22 protein-coding genes and 1 pseudogene are annotated in these 21,690 nt (G+C 72.4%); 10 read left to right on the forward strand and 13 right to left on the reverse strand.

What is annotated here, in order from left to right:
* Window positions 1-348: 348 nt before the first annotated feature.
* Window positions 349-2,466, forward strand: coding sequence for a hypothetical protein (locus tag E1200_RS04135; RefSeq protein WP_131950434.1), 2,118 nt, complete (start codon window positions 349-351; stop codon window positions 2,464-2,466).
* A gap of 39 nt (window positions 2,467-2,505) precedes the next feature.
* On the opposite strand, the gene E1200_RS04140 is transcribed toward E1200_RS04135, so the two are convergent.
* The 3 genes from E1200_RS04140 to E1200_RS04150 are packed head-to-tail and all read right to left on the reverse strand — an operon-like array spanning window position 2,506 to window position 4,169.
* A complete protein-coding gene (locus E1200_RS04140; protein WP_131950435.1) occupies window positions 2,506-3,504 on the reverse strand; it encodes an NAD(P)-dependent alcohol dehydrogenase in 999 nt (332 codons plus the stop codon).
* Window positions 3,505-3,525: 21 nt separating this feature from the next.
* A complete protein-coding gene (locus E1200_RS04145; RefSeq protein ID WP_131950436.1) occupies window positions 3,526-3,747 on the reverse strand; it encodes a helix-turn-helix transcriptional regulator in 222 nt (73 codons plus the stop codon).
* A gap of 2 nt (window positions 3,748-3,749) precedes the next feature.
* Complete coding sequence (locus E1200_RS04150; RefSeq protein ID WP_131950437.1) at window positions 3,750-4,169, reverse strand: hypothetical protein; 420 nt, start codon at window positions 4,167-4,169, stop codon at window positions 3,750-3,752.
* 238 nt (window positions 4,170-4,407) lie between these two features.
* Here E1200_RS04150 and E1200_RS04155 point away from each other — a divergent pair, with 238 nt between their 5' ends.
* Entirely contained in the window at window positions 4,408-5,307 is a 900-nt protein-coding gene (locus E1200_RS04155) for a hypothetical protein (RefSeq protein WP_131950438.1), read from the forward strand.
* 238 nt (window positions 5,308-5,545) lie between these two features.
* On the opposite strand, the gene E1200_RS04160 is transcribed toward E1200_RS04155, so the two are convergent.
* The gene (locus E1200_RS04160; RefSeq protein WP_207933165.1) at window positions 5,546-6,505 is read right to left on the reverse strand and encodes an SDR family NAD(P)-dependent oxidoreductase; all 960 of its coding nucleotides are present in this window, start codon (window positions 6,503-6,505) and stop codon (window positions 5,546-5,548) included.
* Complete coding sequence (locus E1200_RS04165) at window positions 6,502-7,377, reverse strand: NAD(P)H-binding protein (RefSeq protein ID WP_131950439.1); 876 nt, start codon at window positions 7,375-7,377, stop codon at window positions 6,502-6,504. The genes E1200_RS04160 and E1200_RS04165 overlap by 4 nt, the downstream gene beginning before the upstream one ends.
* A gap of 114 nt (window positions 7,378-7,491) precedes the next feature.
* On the opposite strand from E1200_RS04165, the gene E1200_RS04170 reads away from it, so the two are divergent.
* The 3 genes from E1200_RS04170 to E1200_RS04180 all read left to right on the forward strand — a co-directional run bounded on the left by E1200_RS04170 (window position 7,492) and on the right by E1200_RS04180 (window position 10,146).
* A complete protein-coding gene (locus E1200_RS04170; RefSeq protein ID WP_131950440.1) occupies window positions 7,492-8,424 on the forward strand; it encodes an AraC family transcriptional regulator in 933 nt (310 codons plus the stop codon).
* A gap of 101 nt (window positions 8,425-8,525) precedes the next feature.
* Window positions 8,526-9,149 (forward strand): hypothetical protein, encoded by a 624-nt coding sequence (locus tag E1200_RS04175; protein ID WP_131950441.1) that lies wholly within the window; start codon window positions 8,526-8,528, stop codon window positions 9,147-9,149.
* Window positions 9,150-9,198: 49 nt separating this feature from the next.
* Complete coding sequence (locus E1200_RS04180; protein ID WP_131950442.1) at window positions 9,199-10,146, forward strand: hypothetical protein; 948 nt, start codon at window positions 9,199-9,201, stop codon at window positions 10,144-10,146.
* A 9-nt stretch (window positions 10,147-10,155) separates the two neighbouring features.
* On the opposite strand, the pseudogene E1200_RS04185 reads toward E1200_RS04180, so the two are convergent.
* A pseudogene (locus E1200_RS04185) lies at window positions 10,156-10,557 on the reverse strand (zinc-binding dehydrogenase); the annotation flags it as partial.
* Window positions 10,558-10,767: 210 nt separating this feature from the next.
* On the opposite strand from E1200_RS04185, the gene E1200_RS04190 reads away from it, so the two are divergent.
* The gene (locus tag E1200_RS04190) at window positions 10,768-11,535 is read left to right on the forward strand and encodes an aldo/keto reductase (protein ID WP_131950443.1); all 768 of its coding nucleotides are present in this window, start codon (window positions 10,768-10,770) and stop codon (window positions 11,533-11,535) included.
* A gap of 162 nt (window positions 11,536-11,697) precedes the next feature.
* Here E1200_RS04190 and E1200_RS04195 read toward each other — a convergent pair whose 3' ends face one another.
* Entirely contained in the window at window positions 11,698-12,198 is a 501-nt protein-coding gene (locus E1200_RS04195) for an HAD domain-containing protein (protein ID WP_243708331.1), read from the reverse strand.
* 49 nt (window positions 12,199-12,247) lie between these two features.
* Between E1200_RS04195 and E1200_RS04200 the strand changes: the two genes are divergently transcribed.
* The 3 genes from E1200_RS04200 (at window position 12,248) to E1200_RS04210 (ending at window position 14,038) form a co-directional block, all read left to right on the forward strand.
* Entirely contained in the window at window positions 12,248-12,673 is a 426-nt protein-coding gene (locus tag E1200_RS04200) for an MmcQ/YjbR family DNA-binding protein (RefSeq protein WP_131950444.1), read from the forward strand.
* A 63-nt stretch (window positions 12,674-12,736) separates the two neighbouring features.
* The gene (locus E1200_RS04205; RefSeq protein ID WP_165950193.1) at window positions 12,737-13,303 is read left to right on the forward strand and encodes a DUF3592 domain-containing protein; all 567 of its coding nucleotides are present in this window, start codon (window positions 12,737-12,739) and stop codon (window positions 13,301-13,303) included.
* 9 nt (window positions 13,304-13,312) lie between these two features.
* Window positions 13,313-14,038, forward strand: coding sequence for a class I SAM-dependent methyltransferase (locus tag E1200_RS04210; RefSeq protein ID WP_131950446.1), 726 nt, complete (start codon window positions 13,313-13,315; stop codon window positions 14,036-14,038).
* On the opposite strand, the gene E1200_RS04215 is transcribed toward E1200_RS04210, so the two are convergent.
* Together E1200_RS04215 and E1200_RS04220 are read right to left on the reverse strand one after the other, a co-directional pair.
* Window positions 14,035-14,682: a TRIC cation channel family protein gene (locus E1200_RS04215; protein ID WP_131950447.1), complete on the reverse strand. Its 648-nt coding sequence runs from the start codon at window positions 14,680-14,682 to the stop codon at window positions 14,035-14,037. The two genes, E1200_RS04210 and E1200_RS04215, sit on opposite strands and share 4 nt — an antisense overlap.
* Window positions 14,683-14,710: 28 nt before the next feature.
* A complete protein-coding gene (locus tag E1200_RS04220; RefSeq protein ID WP_279483825.1) occupies window positions 14,711-15,202 on the reverse strand; it encodes a glycoside hydrolase family 97 C-terminal domain-containing protein in 492 nt (163 codons plus the stop codon).
* Window positions 15,203-15,554: 352 nt separating this feature from the next.
* Here E1200_RS04220 and E1200_RS04230 point away from each other — a divergent pair, with 352 nt between their 5' ends.
* The gene (locus E1200_RS04230) at window positions 15,555-17,009 is read left to right on the forward strand and encodes an arylsulfotransferase family protein (protein ID WP_131950449.1); all 1,455 of its coding nucleotides are present in this window, start codon (window positions 15,555-15,557) and stop codon (window positions 17,007-17,009) included.
* Window positions 17,010-17,021: 12 nt separating this feature from the next.
* Here E1200_RS04230 and E1200_RS04235 read toward each other — a convergent pair whose 3' ends face one another.
* The 4 genes from E1200_RS04235 to E1200_RS04250 all read right to left on the reverse strand — a co-directional run bounded on the left by E1200_RS04235 (window position 17,022) and on the right by E1200_RS04250 (window position 21,365).
* Window positions 17,022-17,426, reverse strand: coding sequence for an RNA-binding S4 domain-containing protein (locus E1200_RS04235; protein ID WP_131950450.1), 405 nt, complete (start codon window positions 17,424-17,426; stop codon window positions 17,022-17,024).
* A gap of 12 nt (window positions 17,427-17,438) precedes the next feature.
* Entirely contained in the window at window positions 17,439-18,425 is a 987-nt protein-coding gene (locus tag E1200_RS04240) for a 1-acyl-sn-glycerol-3-phosphate acyltransferase (RefSeq protein WP_131950451.1), read from the reverse strand.
* 1 nt (window position 18,426) lies between these two features.
* Window positions 18,427-19,263, reverse strand: coding sequence for a patatin-like phospholipase family protein (locus tag E1200_RS04245; RefSeq protein WP_131950452.1), 837 nt, complete (start codon window positions 19,261-19,263; stop codon window positions 18,427-18,429).
* A gap of 161 nt (window positions 19,264-19,424) precedes the next feature.
* Window positions 19,425-21,365, reverse strand: coding sequence for a glycoside hydrolase family 3 N-terminal domain-containing protein (locus E1200_RS04250; protein ID WP_243708332.1), 1,941 nt, complete (start codon window positions 21,363-21,365; stop codon window positions 19,425-19,427).
* Between the last annotated feature and the right edge of the window lie 325 nt (window positions 21,366-21,690).

The following is a 21,690-nucleotide window of genomic DNA, read 5'->3' on the forward strand; positions in this document are numbered from 1 at the left end:
GGGCGGGGCCGGCTCGGCACGTGGCGGCCCGTTACCTCTTCCAGTGCGCTCCGTGGTCGCTGCAGACCTGCCCGCGGTGACACTTGCTGCAGGTCAGCTTGTTGCCGAAGTCGGACGCCCGTCCTCCGTTGCAAGCCTGGCAGTCATTGAGCGGCCGAGAGCACTTCTCGCACTTCATCTTCTCCACCCCATTTTGATCGCCACCGAAATACTGAAGTCGAGTAAAGCAGATTTTCGACATCAAAGACGCATCAACTACGATTCAGATGGATGGCCACAGGTGGCCGACGGCGACCCATCCCGTAGGTAAGGTCAGGCCATGATCGTTCGGCGAAGGCGGTGAGCCCGGTGAGCAGAGCCGAGGACGAGCGCCTCAAGGCGATCGGCCAGGCCGCCGCCACAGTGCTGCGGGAGACGGACTACCACCTCGCCCGAACCGAGGACATCGCAGCCGCCGTCAAGGTCCCGGCCGGCGATGGCGACGGCCGGTCGCGGGGCGGCCGCCGCAGCGCCGTGTGGGTGTACTCGGAGGTGCGGAGCCGCCGGGTGCTCGTCGCCCTCGCGCTGTACGAGGCGTGGCGCGCCCACCTGGAACGGCACCCCGTGCAGTCCGCCCCCGACCGCTGCACCACGCTCGCCGACGCCCGCGCCGCGCTTACCGACGCCCTACTGCCGATCATCCGGTTCCACCGCACCGAGGCCCGGCTCGTCCAGCAGGTCGGCTACGGCATCGGAGACATCGCCACCACCGAGAAGAAGCGGCCGCCCGCCGCACCCGAGTTCGCCGACAGCCCCCTCGGCCGGGTCGCCGCCGAGGCGTTCGCGATGCGGGTCGCGGTGTTCGCCGACCATCTCGCGCCCCGGCTGCGAAGTGTCCTGGAGTCGGTGACCCGCCCCACCGCGGCCGAGGTGGCCGACAGCGCCCGTGCGCTGTCCAACCTGGTCTTCCGCACCTGCCTCGGCGACCCGGACGGTCCCGTCGACCGGATCGCCGACGCGCTCACCGCGTTCTGGATCGAACGGGACCTGGTCCGGCTCGCCGGTACCTGGACGCGCGACCTGGACGGGGCCGAGCGCAGTCTCGCCACCGTCCGGCGCCGGGCGAACGATCCGCGCGGCGAGTGCCACTCCCGCGCCGTCCTCGTCCGCGTGCTGCTGGAGGCGGGCACGCTGCACCGGCGCGCGGCCGACGAGGGCGCCCTGCTGGTGCAGCGGCTCCAGGACCTCACCGGCGGGAAGGACGGGGGCGACTCCACCGACCTGCGCGCCCTGTGCGACGCGTCGTCCCGGCTGGCGCTGGCCCGGCGCGCGTACGGCGATCTCACCGGCGCGGTCGCCGCCGCCGACCTGTCGCTGACCGTCGCGAAGGAGCTCGGTGACGCGTCACTCGCCGCCCGCGCCGAGACCGGGCTCGGCGAGTCCTATGCGCTCCTCGGCCGGTACGACCAGGCGGACGCCCTGCTGGCCGCGGCCCGCGACACCCGGCGCAGGCTCGTCGAGACGGCCGGCGAAACGGAGGTCGCGACCGCCCGCCGCCGGCTGCGGGTCACCGAGCACGCCATAGCGTTCTCCCTCACCCGGCGCGGAGCGGGCGGGACGGCACTGCTGCTGATCAACACGCTGGACGCCGCGGACCGGCCGCCGTCCCCCGACCTCGCCGCCCAGGAGGGCATGCTCCACGCGACGGCGCTCCTGGAGGCCGGTCACCCGACGGCGGCCCGGGAGGCGGCCATGGCCGCCTACCACCTGCCGCACAGCGGTCTCGCCTCCTCCGGCCTTCGCCGGGCGCTGCTCGTGCTGCTGCTGGCGGAGGCGTCGCGGCAGGCCGGTCGCCCGGACGCAGCGGTCCGGCTCCTCGCCGGGGCCCCGGTGGAGTCGCCGTGGTTCGGCGAGCGGGTGTCCGCCCGGTGCGCCGTCCAGGGCAGGATGGTGCACGCCGCCGCCCTCCTCGACCGGGCCGGAGAGGGGGATGCGGAGCGCGCGCTCGACTTGCTGACCGATCTCCCCGCCCTGGACCCCGCCGATCCGCTGCATCTGGACGTCCACATCCGCCGGGCGGCGGCCGTCCACGCGAACGGTGACTCCGGTGCGGCCCTCGGCGAGTTGGACATCGTGACCGGGGCGGCCGCACCGCCGCTGACGATGCTCCGGGCAGCGTTGCTGTGCGCCCGCATCCAGCGGGACACGACGGCGGTCGCCGACGCTCTGACGGCCGACTTCGTCGACGCCGAGCACCCACTCGTCCTGACCGCCAAGGCGACGCTCGCGGAGCACCGCGTGGCGGCGGGGGACCTGGCGTCCGCGCAGGCGCTCCTGGAGCCGTTCACGGATGCGACTCCGAGGGACCACGGCAGAACGGTCCTTGGCGTCGATCATCCGCTGCTGCACAAGGCCGTGAGCCTTCTCGACCGCATCGGCGCCAGTCACGGCTGGGGCGAGCTGCCGGACGCGATCGACCTCAACTGACATCCGCCCGCACGAGCAGTCCCCTAGAGGCCCTTGGTTCTATGTGGGGATGGCTATTGCCAGCTTGCCGGCGGGGCGGCCTGATTTGAGGTCGTGGAAAGCGGCAGGGGTCTGGGCCAGGGGGTAGGTGCGGTCGAGGGCCGGGGTCACGGCGCCTGCGTCGATCAGGGCGGTCAACGTCCGCAGGTCTTCGGCGGTCTCGGTGGAGAAGAGGGCGGTCAGGCGTTGGCGGATCAACGGGGACAGCAGCACCGCGCGGATTGTGCGGTCGAAGCCTTGGAGGATGCGGCCCTCTCCCGGGCCGCCGACCAGGACGAGTGTGCCGCGGGGAGTCAGGGCGCGGCGCAGGCGCTTCAGGGGGCGGTTGCCGGCCGTGTCGAGGATCAGGTCGTACCGGTCGGTGGCGGTGGTGAAGTCCTCGCGGGTGTGGTCGATGACGTGGTCGGCGCCCAGGGAGCGGACCAGGTCGGTCTTGGCGGTGCGGCATACGCCGGTGACCTCGGCGTCGTAGGTCTTGGCGAGTTGGACGGCGAAGCTGCCGACGCCGCCGCCCGCGCCGGTGATGAGGACGCGCTGCCCGGCGGTGATGAGGACGCGCTGCCCGGCGGTGAGGCGGCCGGCGTCGCGTAGGCCGTGGAGGGCGGCGCAGGCGGAGATGGGAACGGTGGCGGCCTGGGCGAAGGTGAGGGTGGTCGGTTTGGGGGCGAGATCGTCCTGGTGGGCGCGGGCGTATTCGGCGTAGGCGCCGTCGCAGGTGCCGTAGACCTCGTCGCCGGGGCGGAAGCGGGTGACGTCGGCGCCGACGGCCTCGACGTGTCCGGCGACGTCCATGCCCGGGACGGGGTTCTTGGGGCGGCGCAGCCCGAAACCGGCGCGCACGATGTAGGGCAGGCCCGTGACGACGTGCCACGCCCCCTGGTCGACTCCGGCGGCCGCGACGCGGACGAGGACTTCGTCGCCGCCGATGGTCGGGACGGGCACTTCGCGCAGTTGCAGCTGCTCCGGTGCGCAGTAGGCGTCTCGTGCGATCGCGATCATCGTCATCTCGTTCCCGGTCGGTCAGTCGGTGTCGGGGTAGGCGAAGACGTCGTCGAGCGGCACGCCGAACACTCGGGCGATCTTGAAGGCCACCTCCAGGGACGGCGAGTAGCGGCCCTGCTCGATGGCGATGACGGTCTGCCGGGTCACGCCGACGCGGTCGGCCAGCTCCGCCTGCGTCATCTCGCCGTTCGCGAACCGCAGCGCCCTGATCGAGTTCGTGACCCTCGTGGGTTTGACCATGGCTACCAGGCCCGCCGGTACAGGACGATCTTCGCTGTCGACGAGGCGAGCGCGGCCAGGACGAACGCCAGGTACAGCGTGTTGGCGATCCAGAAGTGGGCCGCCTCCGTCATCGCCAGGACGAGCGGGACGATCGCGGCGACGCTCATGACGTAGAAGCCGACGTACTCGCCCAGCCGGTGGATCTGCCGGTCGCGCTCGTCCACCCGCCCGGCCTCCTTCGGCGAGGCGATGGCGACCGCGATGCCCGCGACGATGGCCAGGCCGATCGCGGCGCCGATGGCGATGAGCATCGGCCGCACGTAGGCGATCTGCGCGACGTCCGCGCCCGGCACCTTCGACAGGATTGCCGCGAAGTAGACCGCGGCGACGCCGGCGCCGACCACGAGATAGATCCACGCGCGTTTCTCTTCGGACGACACGACCCGCTCCCATGTACAGAATCTTTGACATGCACCAAAGTAAAGCAGCGCGGACACGATGTCAAAGATTTTTGACTCTCGCCGAGCGCGGTGCCTGAAATTGGTGGCATCATCCGGATCGCGGTGGTGGAGTGAGGGGGTGAAGATCAGGCGCAAGCGGTGGCCCATGGGGCGGGGGACGCCCCTTCGAGTACGTCACCACGCACGCATCGAGGCGGTCCAGCGCGGAGATGCGCGGGTGAGCGCCTCGGTCGGTCCCGGCGGCGAGGTCATCGCGCTGTGGACGGCCGCCGCCGATGAGGGGGCCGTAACGGCGAAGACGCAGACGAGGGGGGCCGTCTTCCCGAATCCCCGCGCCACCCGCCCGGTGACCGCCCGGGTGACGGTGCACTCGCCAGAGCTGACCGCTGCGACGACGATTCCGGACTTCCCGCTCGCGTTCCCGGCCGTCCAGCCGCTGCCGGACGGCCGGATCCTGGCCGTGGGCACCAGGGCCCAGTGGCGCCCGGACGGCCCCGACCGCAACGCGATCGTCTACTCCGCCGACGGTGCCGCGCTGGCCGCCGAGACGCTCGGCGACGGCATCGCGCACGTCTTCACCACCGGCACCGGCCACGTCTGGGTCGGCTACTTCGACGAGGGCGTCTACGGCAACTTCGGCTGGGGCCTCACCGGTAGTCCGGCGCCGATCGGCGCCTGCGGGCTCGCACGCTTCTCCCCCGGCCTGGAAGCCGACTGGCGCTTCCCTTCCGGCGACAACCCGTGGGGTGTGATCCACGACTGCTACGCGCTCAACGTCGACGCCGAGACCGCCTGGACGTGCTACTACTCAGATTTCCCCGTCGTCCGCGTCCGCGAAGGGGGCCTCACCGGCTGGCACGGTGACGGCACCGCGGCGAGCACGCTCATCACCGACGGCTCACGCATCGCGCTGTACGGCGGATACGGCTCCGACCGCAACCGCCTGGTCACCGGGCGGCTGGCCGATTCCCAGGTGCAGCGCACGGGTCAGTACCGGCTCGTACTCCCCAACGGGCGGAGCCTCCCCGAGGACGCGCGCGCCATCGGACGCGGCCCCGACCTGCACATCCTCACGTCCGACAACTGGTACCGGCTCGACCTCCACGACATACCGTGACGCCGCCCGCGACGGCTCACGGTCTTGAAGCCTGACTCAGTGCCGCCTCGACGATCCCGCCCGGAGCTGCTCGTAGGGCGGCATCGGCGAGTCCGCGCCGATGACGATCATCGGGTGGCCATGGCCCGCCGCGCCGCGGTCGCGACACCGGCGCTGCGCTAGTGAATCAGCGGGAGCGCGATGACGCCCGCCACCACGAGCGCCATCGAGGCCGCGTTCCACCAGCCCAGCGACAATGTCAACCCTCCGTCGAGCATCCGACGAGCCGGGCGCTGTCGTCCCACAGCGCACGGGCCAGTTCGTCGCTGCGCGCGAGGGTTGAGGGGGCGGTCCAGGTGAGCCGACCTCGTCTCAGGGCGGCGTATGCGTGTCCGTGCGGGGGCGGCGTGCATCGGCCGAGGGTCAGGTCGGCCAGGGCTTCACCCGCGGCGATTCGGCTGTTGAGCACGGGTTTCAGCTTGCGCAACGGCCGTCCCAGCACCCGGGTGCCCAGCAGCGACCAGGCCGTCCGCATGGGCAGCGGCAGGTGGTCCGCCAGGCCCGTGCCGAACACCTGGCCGGGGTCGTAGGCGATCACGGTGAAGCCCCGGCGCCCGGTGCCGGGGTGTCCGGACAGTGCCCGCGCGGTGAGGACGGCGCACAGCTTCGACGCGGTGTAGGCGTGCTGGCCCGCCGTGCGCGGCCGGGGGTCCAGGTCAGCGTCGCGGTCCGGGTGTGCCAGCAGATTGGCGTCGGCGTGGCGAGGAGTGGCGAGCCCGGCGCCGGTGGCGGGATCGTGCGTGCCGCTGGTCGTCAGGACGACGGTCGCGCGGTCCGCGAGGGCGGGTGCCAGCAGACGCAGCAGCAGGTAGTGCGCGAGGTGGTTGACGGCGAACGTCGTTTCGAAGCCGTCGACGGTCCGTCCGGTGACGTCCGGGTGGATGACGCCGGCGTTGAGCACGAGCGCGTCGATGCCGGCGCCGCCGAGTCGCTCCCGGACCGATGCCGCGAACGCGCGTACCGAGTCGAGTGACGCCAGGTCGAGCGGGACTTGCTCGCCGGCCGGTGCCGGCCGGCGAGCCCCCAGGATCAGGCGGGTGTCGCCGGTGCGGGTCAGCCGCTCGGCCGTGATCGCCCCGAACCCGGATGTTCCGCCCGTCATCACGATCGTGGACTCGCCGCCGGCTCCCGGACCGGGGGCGGGGGTCGGCGGAGTCATGCCGCGGGCCTTCCGGTGGCGGCCCCGACCACGTGGCGCAACGTCTCGTCGATCTCCGTGCTGACCGCCGACTGGCGGTCTCCGCGGGGGTGGAACAGGCCGTGCTGTTCCGCGGCGTACAGTGCCGCGAGTTCGTGCGCGAACGGCGCGGGGAGCCCGGCCTGGAGCATCGCGTCGATCCAGCCGGCCTGGGGGATGGTGACCACCTGGAGCGGCTTGCCGAGCACGGCCGCCAACCGCTCGGCGACCTCCCGTTCGGTGTACTCGGGGGGCAGCAGGTCGACGGTCTCACTGGCCGGCGGCGGCGCCAGCAGCGCTGCGGCGGCGGCCTTCCCGATGTCGCGGGTGGCGATCATCGGGGTGCGGACGTCGGCGTCCTCACCGAAGACGGGGTAGATCCCGCCGTCCAGCGCGGCGGGGAGGACGGTCTCGACCTTCTCCTGGAAGTGCGGGGGACGGAGCGCGGTCAGCCGCACGCCGGTCCGGCGCAGCCGGTCCTCGAGATGGTGCAGCCAGCGGACCGGCCCGGTGCCCTCGGCCAGGTCGGCGCCGATCGAGGACAGCATGACCGCATGGCCGACACCGCTGTCGCCGACCGCGCCGGCGATCGAATCGGCCAGCCCCCGGTGCTCGGCGTCACCGGCGGCCGGGACGGTGGGCAGCATGACGAACGCCCCGGCACTGCCCCGAAGCGCCGCGGCCAGGGCGGCTCGGTCGCCGAAGTCGGCGACCACCACCTGCGCTCCCCGCCGCTCCCAGGCAGGCGCCTTGGCCTCGTCCCGGACCACGGCCCGTACCGGCGCGCCCTGATCGAGCAGTTCCTGTGCGGTGACCGATCCGACGTGTCCGGTGACTCCAGTGATGGTGTACATCGTTCCTACTCTCCCGTGCTCGGTTGCTCGTCCTCTCTTCAGCCAAGCGGCCCCGGGTGAGGCGATACATATTTCAGAAGCGCGTTTCCATGTCCGTGCGTCTACGATGAGGCCGTGGACCCCTTGAGCGACCTCCTGGAGGGCGTCCGCGCGCGGACCGCGGCCTTCTGCCAGGCGATCCTGAACCCGCCGTGGGCATTGCGCATCGCCGACGGTGCCGCCCTAGCCCTGGCGACCACGCTGCGCGGACACGCCTGGATCGTGCCGGACCACGGTGAACCGACGCTGATGCACACCGGGGACGTGGCCATCATCAAGGGCCCGCACCCCTACAACGTCTGTGACGATCCGGCCACCGTCCCCGACGTCATCGTCCACCACGACAACCGCCTCACCAGCGTGGACGGCATCGACATCACCGACGCCGTGCGGCTCGGACCGCGCACCAGCGGATTCGCCCGCGACGGCTCGGCGATCGTCGCCAGCGGCACCTACCAGATCGGCAGCGACGTCACCGACCGGCTTCTCAACGCCTTGCCCGACATCGTGCTGGTACCTGCCGCCGAGGCCCAGAACCCGGTGATGACCTTGCTGGCGCAGGAGGTGGGCCGCGACGGCCCGGCCCAGGACATCGTGCTCGCACGGCTGCTCGACATCGCACTCGTCACCACGTTGAGCGCCTGGTTCGCCCGTCCGGACGCGCAGGCCCCCGGCTGGTACCGCGCGCAGAGCGACCCGCAGGCCGGGCCCGCGCTGCGGCTCATGCACGACGATCCCGCGCACCCCTGGAGCGTCGCCGAGCTCGCCGTGAAGGTGGGCTGCTCCCGCGCGTCCCTCGCGCGCCGCTTCACCGCGCTGGTCGGCGAGCCGCCGATCACGTACCTGACGCACTGGCGGATGGCCCTGGCCGCAGACCTCCTCCGGACGTCCGACCTCACCGTCGAGACGATCGCCCGCCGGGTCGGGTACGCCAACGCGTTCGCCTTGAGCGCCGCCTTCAAGCGCACCCGCGGAGTATCGCCGACGCGGTACCGCGCGGGCGGCTGACGCGCGCCCTTCGCGGCGGCGCCGGGCGGTCGGTTGGGGGTTGGACATACCGGGTACGGCTGCCTGAAATAACGTCTATCACCTGGTCAGGGGGGATTTCCATGACCGGGACAATGCGAGCGCCGCGCAGCCGCGGCATGATCAGCGGGCTGCTGCTGGTGCTCCTGGCGATCTGGGGCGGGCTCATTCCGTTCGTCGGCCCCTACTTCAATTTCGGCTTCGGTCCGAACGAGCCGTGGGTGTACACCGCGGACCGGCTGGTGCTGTCCATCCTTCCGGCGGTCGCCGTGGGGCTCGGCGGGCTGATCCTGCTGAGCGCCGCGAACCGGCCCATCGCGCAGTTCGGCGGCTGGCTGGCCGTCGCAGGCGGGCTGTGGTTCGTCGTCGGCAACACGATCGCCGCGCTGTGGAACATGGGCGTGGGCGCGCCGCTCGGCGGGGAGGGACGCCGCGTCGCCGAGCAGATGTCGTTCTTCGAGGGCCTCGGCGCGGTCATGGTCCTGCTGGCGGGGCTGGCGCTCGGCCGGTTCCTGGTGGTCGGCATTCGCGAGGCGCGGCGGGCGAACCTGGAGGACCGGCGCGTCGTCGACGACCGCGTCGGCGCGGGCGGCGGTGGCGAGGCGACGGCCGTCCCGGCGCAGCGCAAGCGCGGGCACTTCCACCTCGGCCGGCAGAAGGCGGGGACGTCGGCGGGCAAGCAGCGCACGCCACCGCGAAGGGACTGAACGCCGGTCGCCGGTCGGGGTTGTCCGGGGCGTCGGATAGCGTCGCGGGGTGATCGATGACCTGGTAGGACGTGCGGAAGCCGGCGATGACGCGGCCGCGGAGGAGCTGGCCGATCTGGCGGCGGCCGATCCGGCGGCGCTGACCCCGTACCTGTTGCGGCTTCTCGACGCCGGGGTGCTGTGGCGCGCCGAAGTCCTGTACCGCGGTGCGGACGAGGGGTTCCAGCGCGAGGTGGCGGCCCGGATCGATTCGGGCGAGCACCAGGGTGCGCACCGCCTGGCGTACCTGCTCGCGCAGGCGCGCGGCCCCGTCGTCGAAGAGGCGTTCCGCCGCTGGACGCAGGCACCCCCGCCCGGGGACTTCGATCCCCTCCAGCGGGGCGCGGCGGCGCTGGCCCGTGACGCCGGCTGGGAACTGACGGCGGACGGCGTCCGGGAACTGTGCGGCCCCACCGCCTACCGCCTGGCCCTGGAGCCGGGCAAGGAGCGTCCGGAGGGAACCTGTCCGTGGTGTGAGAGCCCGCTGTGGACCGCGCTGGACGTCGACACCGCCGACGCGAAGGTGGCCGCCGCGCTGGCGCACACCGGCTGGCGCGGCAGGCTGCGCATCGTCACCTGCCACTTCTGCACCTGCTACGGCACCACCTACGCCGAGGTCACCGCGGACGGCGACGCGCGTTGGTCGGCGCGCAACGTGCGGCCCGACTTCCTTCCCGGTCCGGCGCCCGAGGAGCCGCCGCTGGTCGGTTTCGCGGCCGGTGAGCAGCGCGCGACGCCCTACCTTTCGAGCGCCTGGGATCGCGAAGGTTCCACCCTCGGCGGCTGGCCGGACTGGATCCAGGAGTCCTGCTACCCCGACTGCCCGAGTTGCACCGAGGCGATGGACTACGTCGGTCTCGTCGGCAGTGCGGACCTCCACGACTACGGGGACGGCGCCTACTACCTGTACCTGCACGCGCCGTGCGGGCTGGCCGCCGTGACGTACCAGCAGAGCTGACCGCGTCGGCTAGAGAGTGATGGCGACTTTGCCGCGGGCGTGGCCGCCTTCGATGTAGCGCAGGGCCTCGGGGATCTCGGCGAACGGGTAGGTCCGGTCGATGACGGGGGTGAGCCGGCCGTTCGCCATGAGGTCCGCCAGGAAGCGCAGGTCCGCGGAGTTGGGTCTCCACTGGACGCCGGCGATGCGCTGGCTCACGAAGGGGGCGGCCAGCGCACCGCGGAGCTGCTGCGCCGCCGGGCCGAGCAGGCGGCCGCGGCCGGAGGCGATGCCGCCCACGATGACGAGCGTCCCCTTGGGGGTCAGGGGACGTCGCAGGGCGGCCAGTGAGCGGTCGCCCACGATGTCCATGACGAGGTCGTATCTTCCCTTTCGGGCGGTGAAGTCGTCGCGGGTGTAGTCGACGACGTCGTCCGCGCCGAGGGAGCGGACGAGATCGACGTTGCGGGCGCTGCACCCGCCGCCGGCTCAGCGGGATGCGCGGCTGCTCGGCCAGCTCGTCGGCGTCGGTCGTCCGTGGGGTCATGGGATCTCCCGACGCACCTTACCCGCCCGCGGCGCGTCTCCCCCGGGCCCCGCGGCGGCGCGCGCGGACGGCGTTCCGGTGGGCAGAATCGGTGCATGACTCAGACCGTGAACCTGCCCGGCGGCACCGCACTGCCGATGATCGGTTTCGGGACCTGGCAACTCGGGTCCACGACCGCGTACGAGTCGGTGCGTGCGGCGCTCGACGTCGGCTACCGGCACATCGACACCGCGACGCTCTACAAGAACGAGGCGGACGTCGGCAAGGCCGTCAAGGACGACGGCATCGACCGGGAGCAGATCTTCATCACCACCAAGCTCCGCCCCCAGGACGCGCGGCACGCCCGCAAGACCCTGGAGTCGAGCCTTCGCCTCCTCGGCACCGACTACGTGGACCTCTGGCTGATCCACTGGCCGACCGGCCCGGACGACCTCGTCCCGACCTGGGAGGAGCTGCTGCGCGCCAAGGACGATGGCTTGATCCGCAACGCCGGCGTCAGCAACTACAGCCCGGCGCAGATCGACCTGCTGACGGAGGCCACCGGTCAGCAGCCGCCGGTCAACCAGATCCCGTGGAGCCCGGCGGAGCACGACCCGGACCTGCTGGCGGAGCACCGCCGCCGGGGTGTCGTCGTCGAGGGCTACAGCGGCCTGAAGAACACCGACCTGAACCACTCGGTCCTCACCGAGATCGCGCAGCGGCACGGGGTCGAACCCGCACAGGTCGTCCTTCGCTGGCACCTGGAGCACGACATCGTGATCCTGCCCAGGTCGTCACGTCCGGAGCGGATCGCCTCCAACTTCGACCTCGAAGGCTTCAGCCTCACCGAGGAGGACGTCGCCGCCATCGACACCCTCGCCTAACCCTCGCCGCGGGCCTGCAGAAGAAGCGCCGCGACAGCGCCGCCCAAAAAGTAGATCCAGGTCCGGGAGTGACCGTCGCTCACCGTGCCGACCGAGCCCGGCGAGGTGCGGGTGCGTCCACGGAGCTTTCGCCGAGTCGGCGAGCGGACGGGTCGTTGACTTCTACTCCGCGAGCCAGTGGCGGATCAGGGAGTAGTCCGCTTCGGTGAGGCCGGCGTACGGGTCGACTCGGTGCAGGAGCGCTCTGTTGCCGTGCTGCGCCGCCGCCCATTCGCGGTCGGCGTCGGTCAATTCGTCGTCGAGCCAGACGAACGGGCGGCCTGCCGCCCATTCGATGATGGGTTTCGTCTTCCAGTGCAGGCCGTGCGGGGGGTCCACGTCCGTGCCGGGCCATTCGACGACGGGCAGTTCCGGAAGGCCCAGCAGTGGCGAGAGGACTTCGTTCGCGTCCGCCATCCACGTCGTCGCCCAGACCAGTTCGCAGTTCAGCGCCAGCAGCCGCCGCCCGTCGTCCGGGTCCAGCCGGTACAGCAGCGGATTGCCGTAATCGCGGAGGTCCTCGTCCGGGAAGGTCCGGCGCCCGGCCGGCCTGGAACGGAGCGGAATCAGCGGGCCATCGACATCGAGGAACATCAGTGGACGGTCGGCGGCGCTGAAAATCACTGGAAGAAGCTACCAACGGCTGACGAGCGGTCGGCATTACGCTGGGCTCATGGCCGATGGCGAGAGTCGGCCCGCGCGCGTCGAGGACGTCCACGAGCTCGCGCTGGCCATGCCGCACGTCACCATCTACCCCGGCACCGAGGACAGACCGGTCTACCAGGTGGGCGGGAAGTCGTTCGTCTTCTTCCGCACTCCGCGGCCGGACGCGGTCGATCCCGAGACCGGGGAACGCTACCCGGACGTGATCGTCTTCTGGGTCGGGTCCGAGGACGACAAGCAGGCGCTGGTCCAGGACGAGGCGTCGCCGTTCTTCACCACCGCCCATTTCAACGGCCACCTGTCCGTGCTGCTGCGGGGAAGCCGCATCGGCGAGCTCACGAGGGACGAGCTGGCGGAGATCGTCCAGGACGCGTGGCTGTCGCGAGCGTCGGCGCGCCGTGCCGCGGCCTGGCTCGACGCCCATCCCCCGGGCTGAGCACCGTCGGCCACCGGCCACTCCGGCCAACCGGAAGCACCGGTGCCGCGTCTCATGAGTGCCATGGACGAGAACGGGCGCGGTTGGCGCGGCGCAGTCGAGCGCAGGCAGGCGCGGCGACAGGCCGCCAACGCACGTGAAGCCGCGGGTCGGCGTTCCTGGGAGAGGCGCACGCAGCGCGGCTGGCCGGCCGTCCGCACCCTCCTCACGATCATGCTCGTGACGCTCGCCGCGTTCTCTCTGACCGATTCGGCATTCTCCTACTGGGAGGCGACCATCCTGCGCGACGAGGGTGTGCCGGCCACCGGGCTCGTCGAGAAGATCGGGCGGCCCAACAAGGGCCCGCGCTACGCGGATGTGCGGTTCACCACGCGCGACGGCCGCGCGGTGTCCGCCAGGGTCGACAACTGGCAGGGGCTTCCGGCTGAGGGTGACCGCGTGGCCGTCTGCTACGCGCCGCGCAAGCCGCGGAAGTACGTCCAGGACGCTCGCGTCTGTCCCGACTTCGGTGTGGTGAGGTTCGGGGTCGTCACGGGGTCTGGCTCGCTCGGCCTGGCCATTGCCGTCTGGGTGCCCTGGCTGGTGCGTCGCCGTCGTCGGTCCGGGATCACGGTCGCGGGCGGCGGATAGGCTCGGGCGATGTTCTCGCCTCAGGGACCGTCGCTGCGTGAGCTGGCCGTCCAGGCGCTGTCGTCGGTCGAACGCGGCTACGACCTGCTCGCCCCGAAGTTCGACCACACCCCGTTCCGCACGCCGGACGCCATCCTCGACGCGACCGCCGACGTGCTGCGTCCGCTCGGGCCGTTCGGTGCGGGGCTGGACGTCTGCTGCGGAACCGGCGCGGGGATGCGGGTCCTGCGGCCGCTGTGCGAAGGACGGATCACCGGCGTCGACTTCAGCGGCGGCATGCTCGACCAGGCCGCCGAGGCGCACCCGGACGCCGAGTGGGTGCGGGCCGACGTCCGCGCCCTGGAGTTCACCGGGGAGTTCGACCTCGCCGTGACCTTCGGGGCGCTCGGCCACCTGCTGCCCGCCGAGCGGCCCGCGATCTTCGCCGGGGTGTACCGCGCGCTGCGTCCCGGCGGGCTCTTCGCCTTCCCGCTCGGCGCCCCGCCGCGCATCGCCTCGGCGCAGTACTGGGCGCTACTCGGGTTCGACGCGGTCATGCGCGTCCGGAACGCCGTCTGGCGTCCCCCGTTCGTCATGTACTACCGCACCTGCCCGCTCGGCGCGGTCCGCGACGACCTGGCCGCGGCCGGCTTCACCGTCACGTCGGCGCCCATGCCGAGCCTCGGCCGGCGCACGGACGGAACTCCCCGCTACCGCCTCGTCCTCGCCCGTAAGGCCGCGGACGGGACGGGCTAAGCGTCCGCATCGTCGGCCATCGGGGGGCGCGGCGGGCGGGGGGCGTGCCATTCGAGGTGGACGCCGAGCATGCGGATGGTGAAGCAGGCCGCCACGGCGAGCAGCGCGGCGGGGAGGTCGTACAGGTCCAGGTGGACGGCGGCGACCGTGATCGCGGCGGCGACGAAGGCCGGGATCGCGTAGAGGTCGCTGCGGAGCACCGAGGGGATCCGGCCGATCAGGACGTCGCGCATCGTGCCGCCGCCCACGCCGGTGACCACGCCCAGGAGCAGGGCGGGGCCGACGCCCATGCCGTAGGCGAGCGCCTTGCTCGCGCCGATGACGGCGAACGTGCTCAGGCCGATCGCGTCCATGATCGTGATCGAGAGCTCCAGCCGGTACAGGAAGCGGCTGAAGCCGAACGCGAGCAGGCCGCCGAGCGCGGCCAGGGCGAAGTAGCGCCAGTCGACGAACGTGGCGGGCGGGACCGCGCCGAGGATCACGTCCCGGATGACCCCGCCGCCCAGCGCGGTGATCATCCCGAGGCCGACGACGCCGACCACGTCCAGCCGGGTCGCGCGCACGGCCGTCAGCGCGCCGTTGAGGCCGAAGGCGAAGGTGCCGGCCAGGTCCAGCGCGAGCAGCAACGGCGGTACGGTGCTCATCCCGTCTTTCTACACGCTCACTCCCGCCTCACCCGCCCCGCAGGTCGGCCGGGGCGGCGGGACGGAACCGCACCGCCTGCCCGCCGCTGCGCTCAAGGGCGGCGGTGAAGGTGCCGGCGCGGGTGACGACGGAGCGCTCGACGTCGACGGCCTCCGGGTTGCGGGCGTAGTCGGTGTCCGGGCCGTCGGAGTAGGACTCCGCGATCCACGTGCCCTCGCCGAGGAAGGAGAGCGGGTACCGCAGGGTGCGGGGGTTCTCGCCGGTCATCGCGCCGACGTACCAGTCGGTGCCCGAGCGCCGCGCCATGACGAGGTGGTCGCCGACTTCGGCGGAGAGCACCCTGGTCTCGTCCCAGGTGACGGGGACGTCCTCGATGAACTTCAGGCCGGGCGAGTCCGCGTAGTGGCGGGGCAGGTCGGCGGCCATCTGCGCGCCTGACGAGTAGGTCACGTAGTAGGCGAGCTGCTTGGCCAGTGTCGTATGGACGCGGCGCCCGGCCTTCTGCGGGTCCCAGCGGATTGGTGAGGCGCAGGCCGAGGGCCGACGGCTCTACGAGGACGGAACCGGCGCGGCGCACGGCGTACCGGAGGCGGCCGCCGTCCGCGGAGACGGTCAGCCTGAGCGTGCCGTCCGGCGACGTGACCTCGGGTTCCGCGGGCGGGGGCGGCGGGCCGGCGGACGCGCCGGCGAGCACGGCCAGGAAGGTGCCCGCGGTCAGGACGGCCGTCACGGTCCGCAGCGCTCGGCGCGTGGGTCGCGTGGATCCCGGGTTCGGCATGGTGGTCTACATCGTGCCGTCCGGGGAAGGGACAGTGAACACCTGATCCTCCTGTTAATGCCGGTTTTAGATGCAACGCGATAGAAAGTCGACATGAGTCTCACCCGTCGCGGTTTTCTCGTCGCGGGGCTCGCCGGAGGAGCGGCCCTCCTCAGCGGCGCAGGGCCCCGCGGTTCCGGCACCGGCGCCCGGCCCGCACCGGACGCCGGGGAGTACGTCACGATGCCGGGGGTGCCGCGGCCGCGGCTGACGGCGCGGCGGCACGGCCGGACGGCGGACGGCCTGCTGCTCATCGGCCCGTTCCGCGGCCGCGACGACGCCGACGCCCTCATCGTGGACGACAGCGGCGAACCCGTATGGATCCACCGCTCGGACCAGCTCGTGACCGACGTGCGGGTCCAGACCTACAAGGGCGAGCCGGTGCTCACCTACTGGGAGGGCGAGCGCAGGACGGGCGGTTACGGCTACGGGGTCGGGGTCGTCCTCGGGCAGGACTACCGGCGGGTCGCCGAGGTCCGCACCGGCAACGGCGTCGAGGGCGACTTCCACGAGTTCGTCCTGACCGACCGCGGCACGGCGCTGTTCATCGCCTATCCGGAGGTGGCGGCCGACATGCGCCCGATCGGCTGGCCGCGGGACGGGCGCGTCCTCGACAACCGGGTCCAGGAGATCGACGTGGCGACGGGCGAGGTGCTGCTCGACTGGAGCGCCCTCGGCCACCTCGACGTCGCCGAGACGCTCATGCCGCTGGCCGAGGGCGCCGACGGCACGCCGGGCAAGCCGTTCGACCCGATCCACGTCAACTCGATCCAGGACGACGGGGAGACGCTGCTGCTGTCGGCCCGCAACTCCTGCGCCCTGTACTCGCTCGACCGGCGGACGGGCGAGGTCCGCTGGCGCCTCGGCGGCAAGCGCAGCGACTTCCCGGTGAGCGGGAAGGCGGAGTTCTTCTGGCAGCACGACGCCCGCCGCCAGCCGGACGGGACGATCTCGCTCTTCGACAACCAGATCACCGACCCGGGCGACGGGCCGTCCCGGGGCATGATCCTGGAGGTCGACGAGGAGGCCCGGCGGGTGCGGCTCGTCCAGGAGTTCAGCGACGGCCGCACCTTCGGCCAGTACATGGGGAACATGCAGCTCCTGCCGGGCGGGAACGCGCTCGTCGGCTGGGGCTCGACCGGGGCGGTGACGGAGTTCGCCGGCGACGGAAGGCCCGTTCTGGAGCTGACCGGCGTCGGGAACGGCTCGTACCGCGCCTACCGCTCCCCCTGGCACGGCCGTCCAGCGACGGGCCCGGCCGTCGTGACGACCCCGCTGGACGACGACTTGATGCGCGTCCACGTGAGCTGGAACGGCGCGACCGGGGTGTCCGCGTGGCGTTTCCACACCGGGGCGGAGCCGTCCGGCCTGTCGGTGGCGGGGACGGCCCGGCGGACCGGTTTCGAGACGGCCGCGACCGTCCGCCGGGCCCCGTACGTCGTCGTGGAGGCCGTCGCGGTGGACGGCTCGTCCCTCGGCCGCTCCGCCCCGCGGGCCGTGACCGCGTAGGTCAGTCCCAGGTCAGTCCTGCCGGGGCGGTTCGTTGAGGGTGCGGTAGCGGTCGAGGAGGCGTTCCAGCTCGCGGCGCTCGCGCTTGGTGGGGCGGCCCGCGCCGCGCTCGCGGCGGCCGACCGGGATGAGCGCCTCGCGCGGCGGCGGGGGCGGGCTCTTGTCGATCAGGCACTCGGCGGCGGCCGGCGCCCCGACCCGCTTGCGGATGACCTTCTGCACGACGACGATCCGCTCGCGCCCGTCATGGCGCAGCCGGATCTCGTCGCCGGGCTTCACCGCGGTGGACGGCTTGGCGCGCTCGTCGTTCACCCGGACGTGCCCCGCGCGGCAGGCGGTCGTCGCCATCGAGCGGGTCTTCAGCAGGCGCACGGACCAGAGCCACAGATCGACCCGCACGGTGCCCTCGTCGGCCATGCGTCCATGATGTCACTTCGCGGCGGGTGCCTTGTTGGCGCTGATCCAGGCGTCGGCGCGCTCCCACTGCGTGTACAGCCAGTCGGTGCGGGCCGCGCGGTCCGCGGGGACGTCCTCGGCGGGGATCCGCCACCAGAGGGCGTGGACGGGCTCGGTCAGCGGGACGTGCCGCCAGACGTCGCCGGGCGTGGCCATGTGGTCGAGGCCGACGTGCGCGACGAACACGACGTCGGCGGTCGGCGCGGCGTCCAGCGCGGCCAGCACGCCGCCGGGTCGGGGCGGCATCAGGTTCCGCATCCGGGTGGCGCGTTCCGCCTCGCGCACGCGGCGGAGCCGGGCCAGCCGCCGGATCGCGCGGCGGCGGCGCTCCGGGGAGAAGTTGCCGCCCTCGGGGAAGATGACGAGCGCGTCGCGGGGGCCGAGGCCGGCGGCGAGCCGGCCGATGTCGTCGACGGCGCCGCCGCCGGGCGACACCCACGCGTTCGGCATGCGGTTCGCCGCGATGTCGATGCACGGGTCGAGCTGGAGCATCGCCTTCATGACCACGCGGGGCCGCCGCAGGTAGTCGGTGAGCAGGTGGTGGACGAGGAGCAGCGCGTCGCCGGGGCCCGCGTGCCGGCTGAGGACGATCAGCGGCCGGTCGCCGTCCGCCGGCTCCCGGCCCGTGTCCCCCTCCGTCTCCCCCTCGATCAGCAGCCGCAGGCCGAGCACCCGCTCCGCGGCGGCGTACAGGCCGGCGACGTAGCGGCGGATGATGTCGTAGTGCCGGTCGTCGCGGGTCCGGCGGCGGAGCCACAGCCACCCGCACTCCAGCACCGCGGCCGACTCCCGCGTGCCCCACACCAGCGCGAACCAGAGCAGGCGGGCGGCGCGCCTGCGCTCGCGCCCGACGACGTAGGCGACCGCGTAGGCGACCGGGAACACCACCACGAGCAGCAGTGTCAGCACGAACAGGAACGGCGTCAGGACCAGGCGGCGGACGATGGGGGGAGGCAGCATCTCACGCTCGTTCTTTGAGGTACTCCAATGATGCCTGGTAGGCGCGGTCGATGTGGACGCGGATTCCGGCCACATTCCGGTACCTCATCTGGGCGAGGTCGACCCCCGCCTTCGGCGGTTCGGTGCTCGCGGGCAGGACGTGGACGTCCAGGTCGTCCGGCAGTTCGGCCATCTCCTCGAAGAACCGGTGCCGCCGCGCGATCTCGAACGCGACCATGCCGACCTCCCAGGGCCTGCGGGGCGGCGGCAGGTCGCGCTCGATCCGCCCGACGTGCAGCACGTAGACGGTCGTGGCGCCGAGCATGACGGCGCGGCCGACCGGGATGCTGTGCACGAGCCCGCCGTCGAAGTAGTGCCGGTCGCCGACCCGGACGGGCGGCAGCAGGCCTGGGACGGCGGACGAGGCGAGCACCGCCGGGGCGAGCGGCCCCTCGGTGAACCAGTGCGCCATCGCCGTCTCGATGCCCGCCGCGACGCACTGGAACGGGACGGCCAGCTCCTCGAACGTCCGGGCGGGCAGGGTCTCGTCCAGCATCCGGTGCAGCGGCTCGTTGGAGTGCAGGTGGGTGCCGGAGCGGGCGAGCGTCCACAGCCGCGACCAGACCCGCGCGCCGAACACGTCGCGGACGGAGTCGTCCGACCACAGCTCGGTGAGGCGGTCGACGGCCGTGTCGGGCGAGGCGGCGATGAACGCGCCGTTCACCGCCCCGATCGAGGTGCCGACGACGAGGTCCGGGCTGATGCCCATCTCCTGCAGCGCGCGCAGCATCCCGACCTCGTGCGCGCCGAGGACACCGCCGCCACCCAGTACGAACGCGACCCGCGGCTCCCGTTCCACCCGCCCTCCTTCGAATGCTGAGGGCAGCTTCTCCCCCTAGATCAACCGTAAACGGGGCAAGGGCCACGAACCACCACCGGCGATGTGCCGACGGGGCCAGGAGGGGGCCAGGAGGGGGCCGGCCGCCCGGAGGCGCTGGGCGGCCGGCCCCGGTTCCCGGCTCAGTGGTGGCCGCGGCGGGTCCGCAGGCCGTATCCGTAGGGGAACAGCGGGTCGTACTTCCGGTCGCCGACGTTGATCGGCTCCTGGTCCTCGCTGCGCGGCCAGGTCACCGGGAGGCGGCCCTGGAACGGGCGCTCGCCGAACAGGACGTCCGCGACGCCCGCGCCCTCGCTGCCGGGCAGCCAGGACATGACGAACGCGTCCATCTTGGACAGCCGGTCCGTGACGATCTGCGGGCGGCCCGCGACGTCCAGGACGACGCACGTCTCGATCGCGCCGCACACCTTGTCGATGTTGGCCTTGTCGGCGTCGGACAGGTTCAGCGTGTGCCCGTTGCCGACGTCGCCGACGCCCTCCGCGTAGGGCGTCTCACCGACCACGACCACGCCGACGTCGCTGCCGGACGTCGGAGCCGAGGCGTCCTCGCTGTAGGTGACGTTCCTGGAGTACTGCCTGATGCCGTCCAGGATCGTCGTGCCGGGGATGATGTCGCCGGACTGGCCCTGCCAGGTGACCGTCCAGCCGCCGGCCTGGTTGCCCATGTCGTCGGCGTTGACGCCCGCGACGTAGATGTCCGCGTTCCGCTTCAGCGGCAGCGCCCGCCCGCGGTTCTTCAGCAGCACCTGCGATTCGGCGACGGCCCGGCGCGCCACCGCGCGGTGCGCCGGCGAGCCGATCGTGTCCGCGTACCTGCGGTCGGTGTACGGCCGCTCGAACAGGCCGAGCCGGAACTTCGCCGCGAGGATGCGGCGCACGGCGTCGTCGATGCGCGCCGTCGGGACGCGTCCCGCCCGCACCTCGGCCAGCAGCGTCTCGACGAACTGGGGCGCGCTGAACGGCTCCATGAACATGTCGACGCCGGCGTTGACGGACGTGCGGACCTGCGCGGCGTAGTCGCCGGGGATCTGCTGGATGGCGGCCCAGTCGCTGATGACGAAGCCCTCGAACCCGATCTTCTCCTTTAGGACGCCGGTCAGCAGCTCCTTGTGCGCGTGCATCTTCACCGGGTTGCCGACGCCGTCCTCGGTCCAGTCCACGCTGGAGAAGGACGGCATGACGCTGCCGACGCCGTACTTGCGCACGGCCGTGGCGTACGGCGCCACGTTGATCTTCATGAACGTCCGGCGGTCGGTGACCGTGACGCCCTGGTCGATGGTGTAGTCGCCGGTCGTGGACGAGCCGAACACCGTGTCGCCGTCGCCGGCGTAGTGCTTGACCGTGGCGAGGACGTGCTCCGGCCTGCGCATGTCGGACGGGCGGCGGCCCTGGAAGCCCTCGATGCCCGTCTCCATCCGCTCGACGAGCTCGGGCGTCTCGCCGTACGCCTCGTACGAGCGGCCCCAGCGCAGGTCGCGCACGACGCAGACGCACGGCCCGAAGATCCACTGCGGCCCGGTCGCCCGGGTCTCCTTCGCGGTGATCGCCTGCATCTCGCGGACCAGGCCGGGATCGCGCGCCGCGCCCATCCCGATGTTGTGCGGGAAGACGGTCGCGCCGACGAGGTTGCCGTGGCCGTGCACCGAGTCGATCCCGTAGATCAGCGGGATGCGCAGCCGGGTCGCGAGCGCCTTCTCCTGGAAGGCGTCCACCATGTCGGCCCAGCCCGCGGGGGTGTTGTCGGCGGGGACCGAGCCCCCGCCCGACAGCACCGAGCCGAGGTGCAGCTCGGTGATCTGGTCGCGGGCTCCGTCGACGGCGCCGCGCTCCGCCTGCGTCATCTGCCCGACCTTCTCTTCGAGCGTCATGCGGCGGAGCAGGTCGTCCACCCGTTCCGACACGGGCAGCCGCTCGTTCAGGTAGGCGGCTCCGGCCGGCGCGGCGGGCGTGGCGGCCGCCGCGGCGGGCGCCGCCGCGACGGACGACGGCAGGGCGGTGATGGTCGCGAGCGCGACGAGCGTCCGCCCGATCCGGGTGCGGGCGCGTCTGTGGGGGTGTCGCAAGTCGTCCCTCCTGGGTCGCTTCCTCGACGCCGCGCGGCCCGGCGGACCGCACGCCGGAGCCCGGGGGCCATGGCTCGCCCGGACGGCCATGACCCCTGCACCGGTGACGTCGTCACCCAGGAACCTCCCCCGGCTCCCCCTACCTGTCAAGAAACCTAACTATTTGCGCGAACCCCCTCCGGCGGGGCATGAAAGGGGCATTGACAGAGATCAACTCCGCGCGTTATGCGGACGCCGACACGCTGGTCGTCCACGCCCGGCCGCCCACCGCCCGGCCGCCGCGCCGAGGGCGCGCGCACACCGCGTGGAAAGCACGACCCCCACC

Source organism: Actinomadura sp. GC306 (assembly GCF_004348665.1).
Lineage (GTDB): Bacteria > Actinomycetota > Actinomycetes > Streptosporangiales > Streptosporangiaceae > Spirillospora.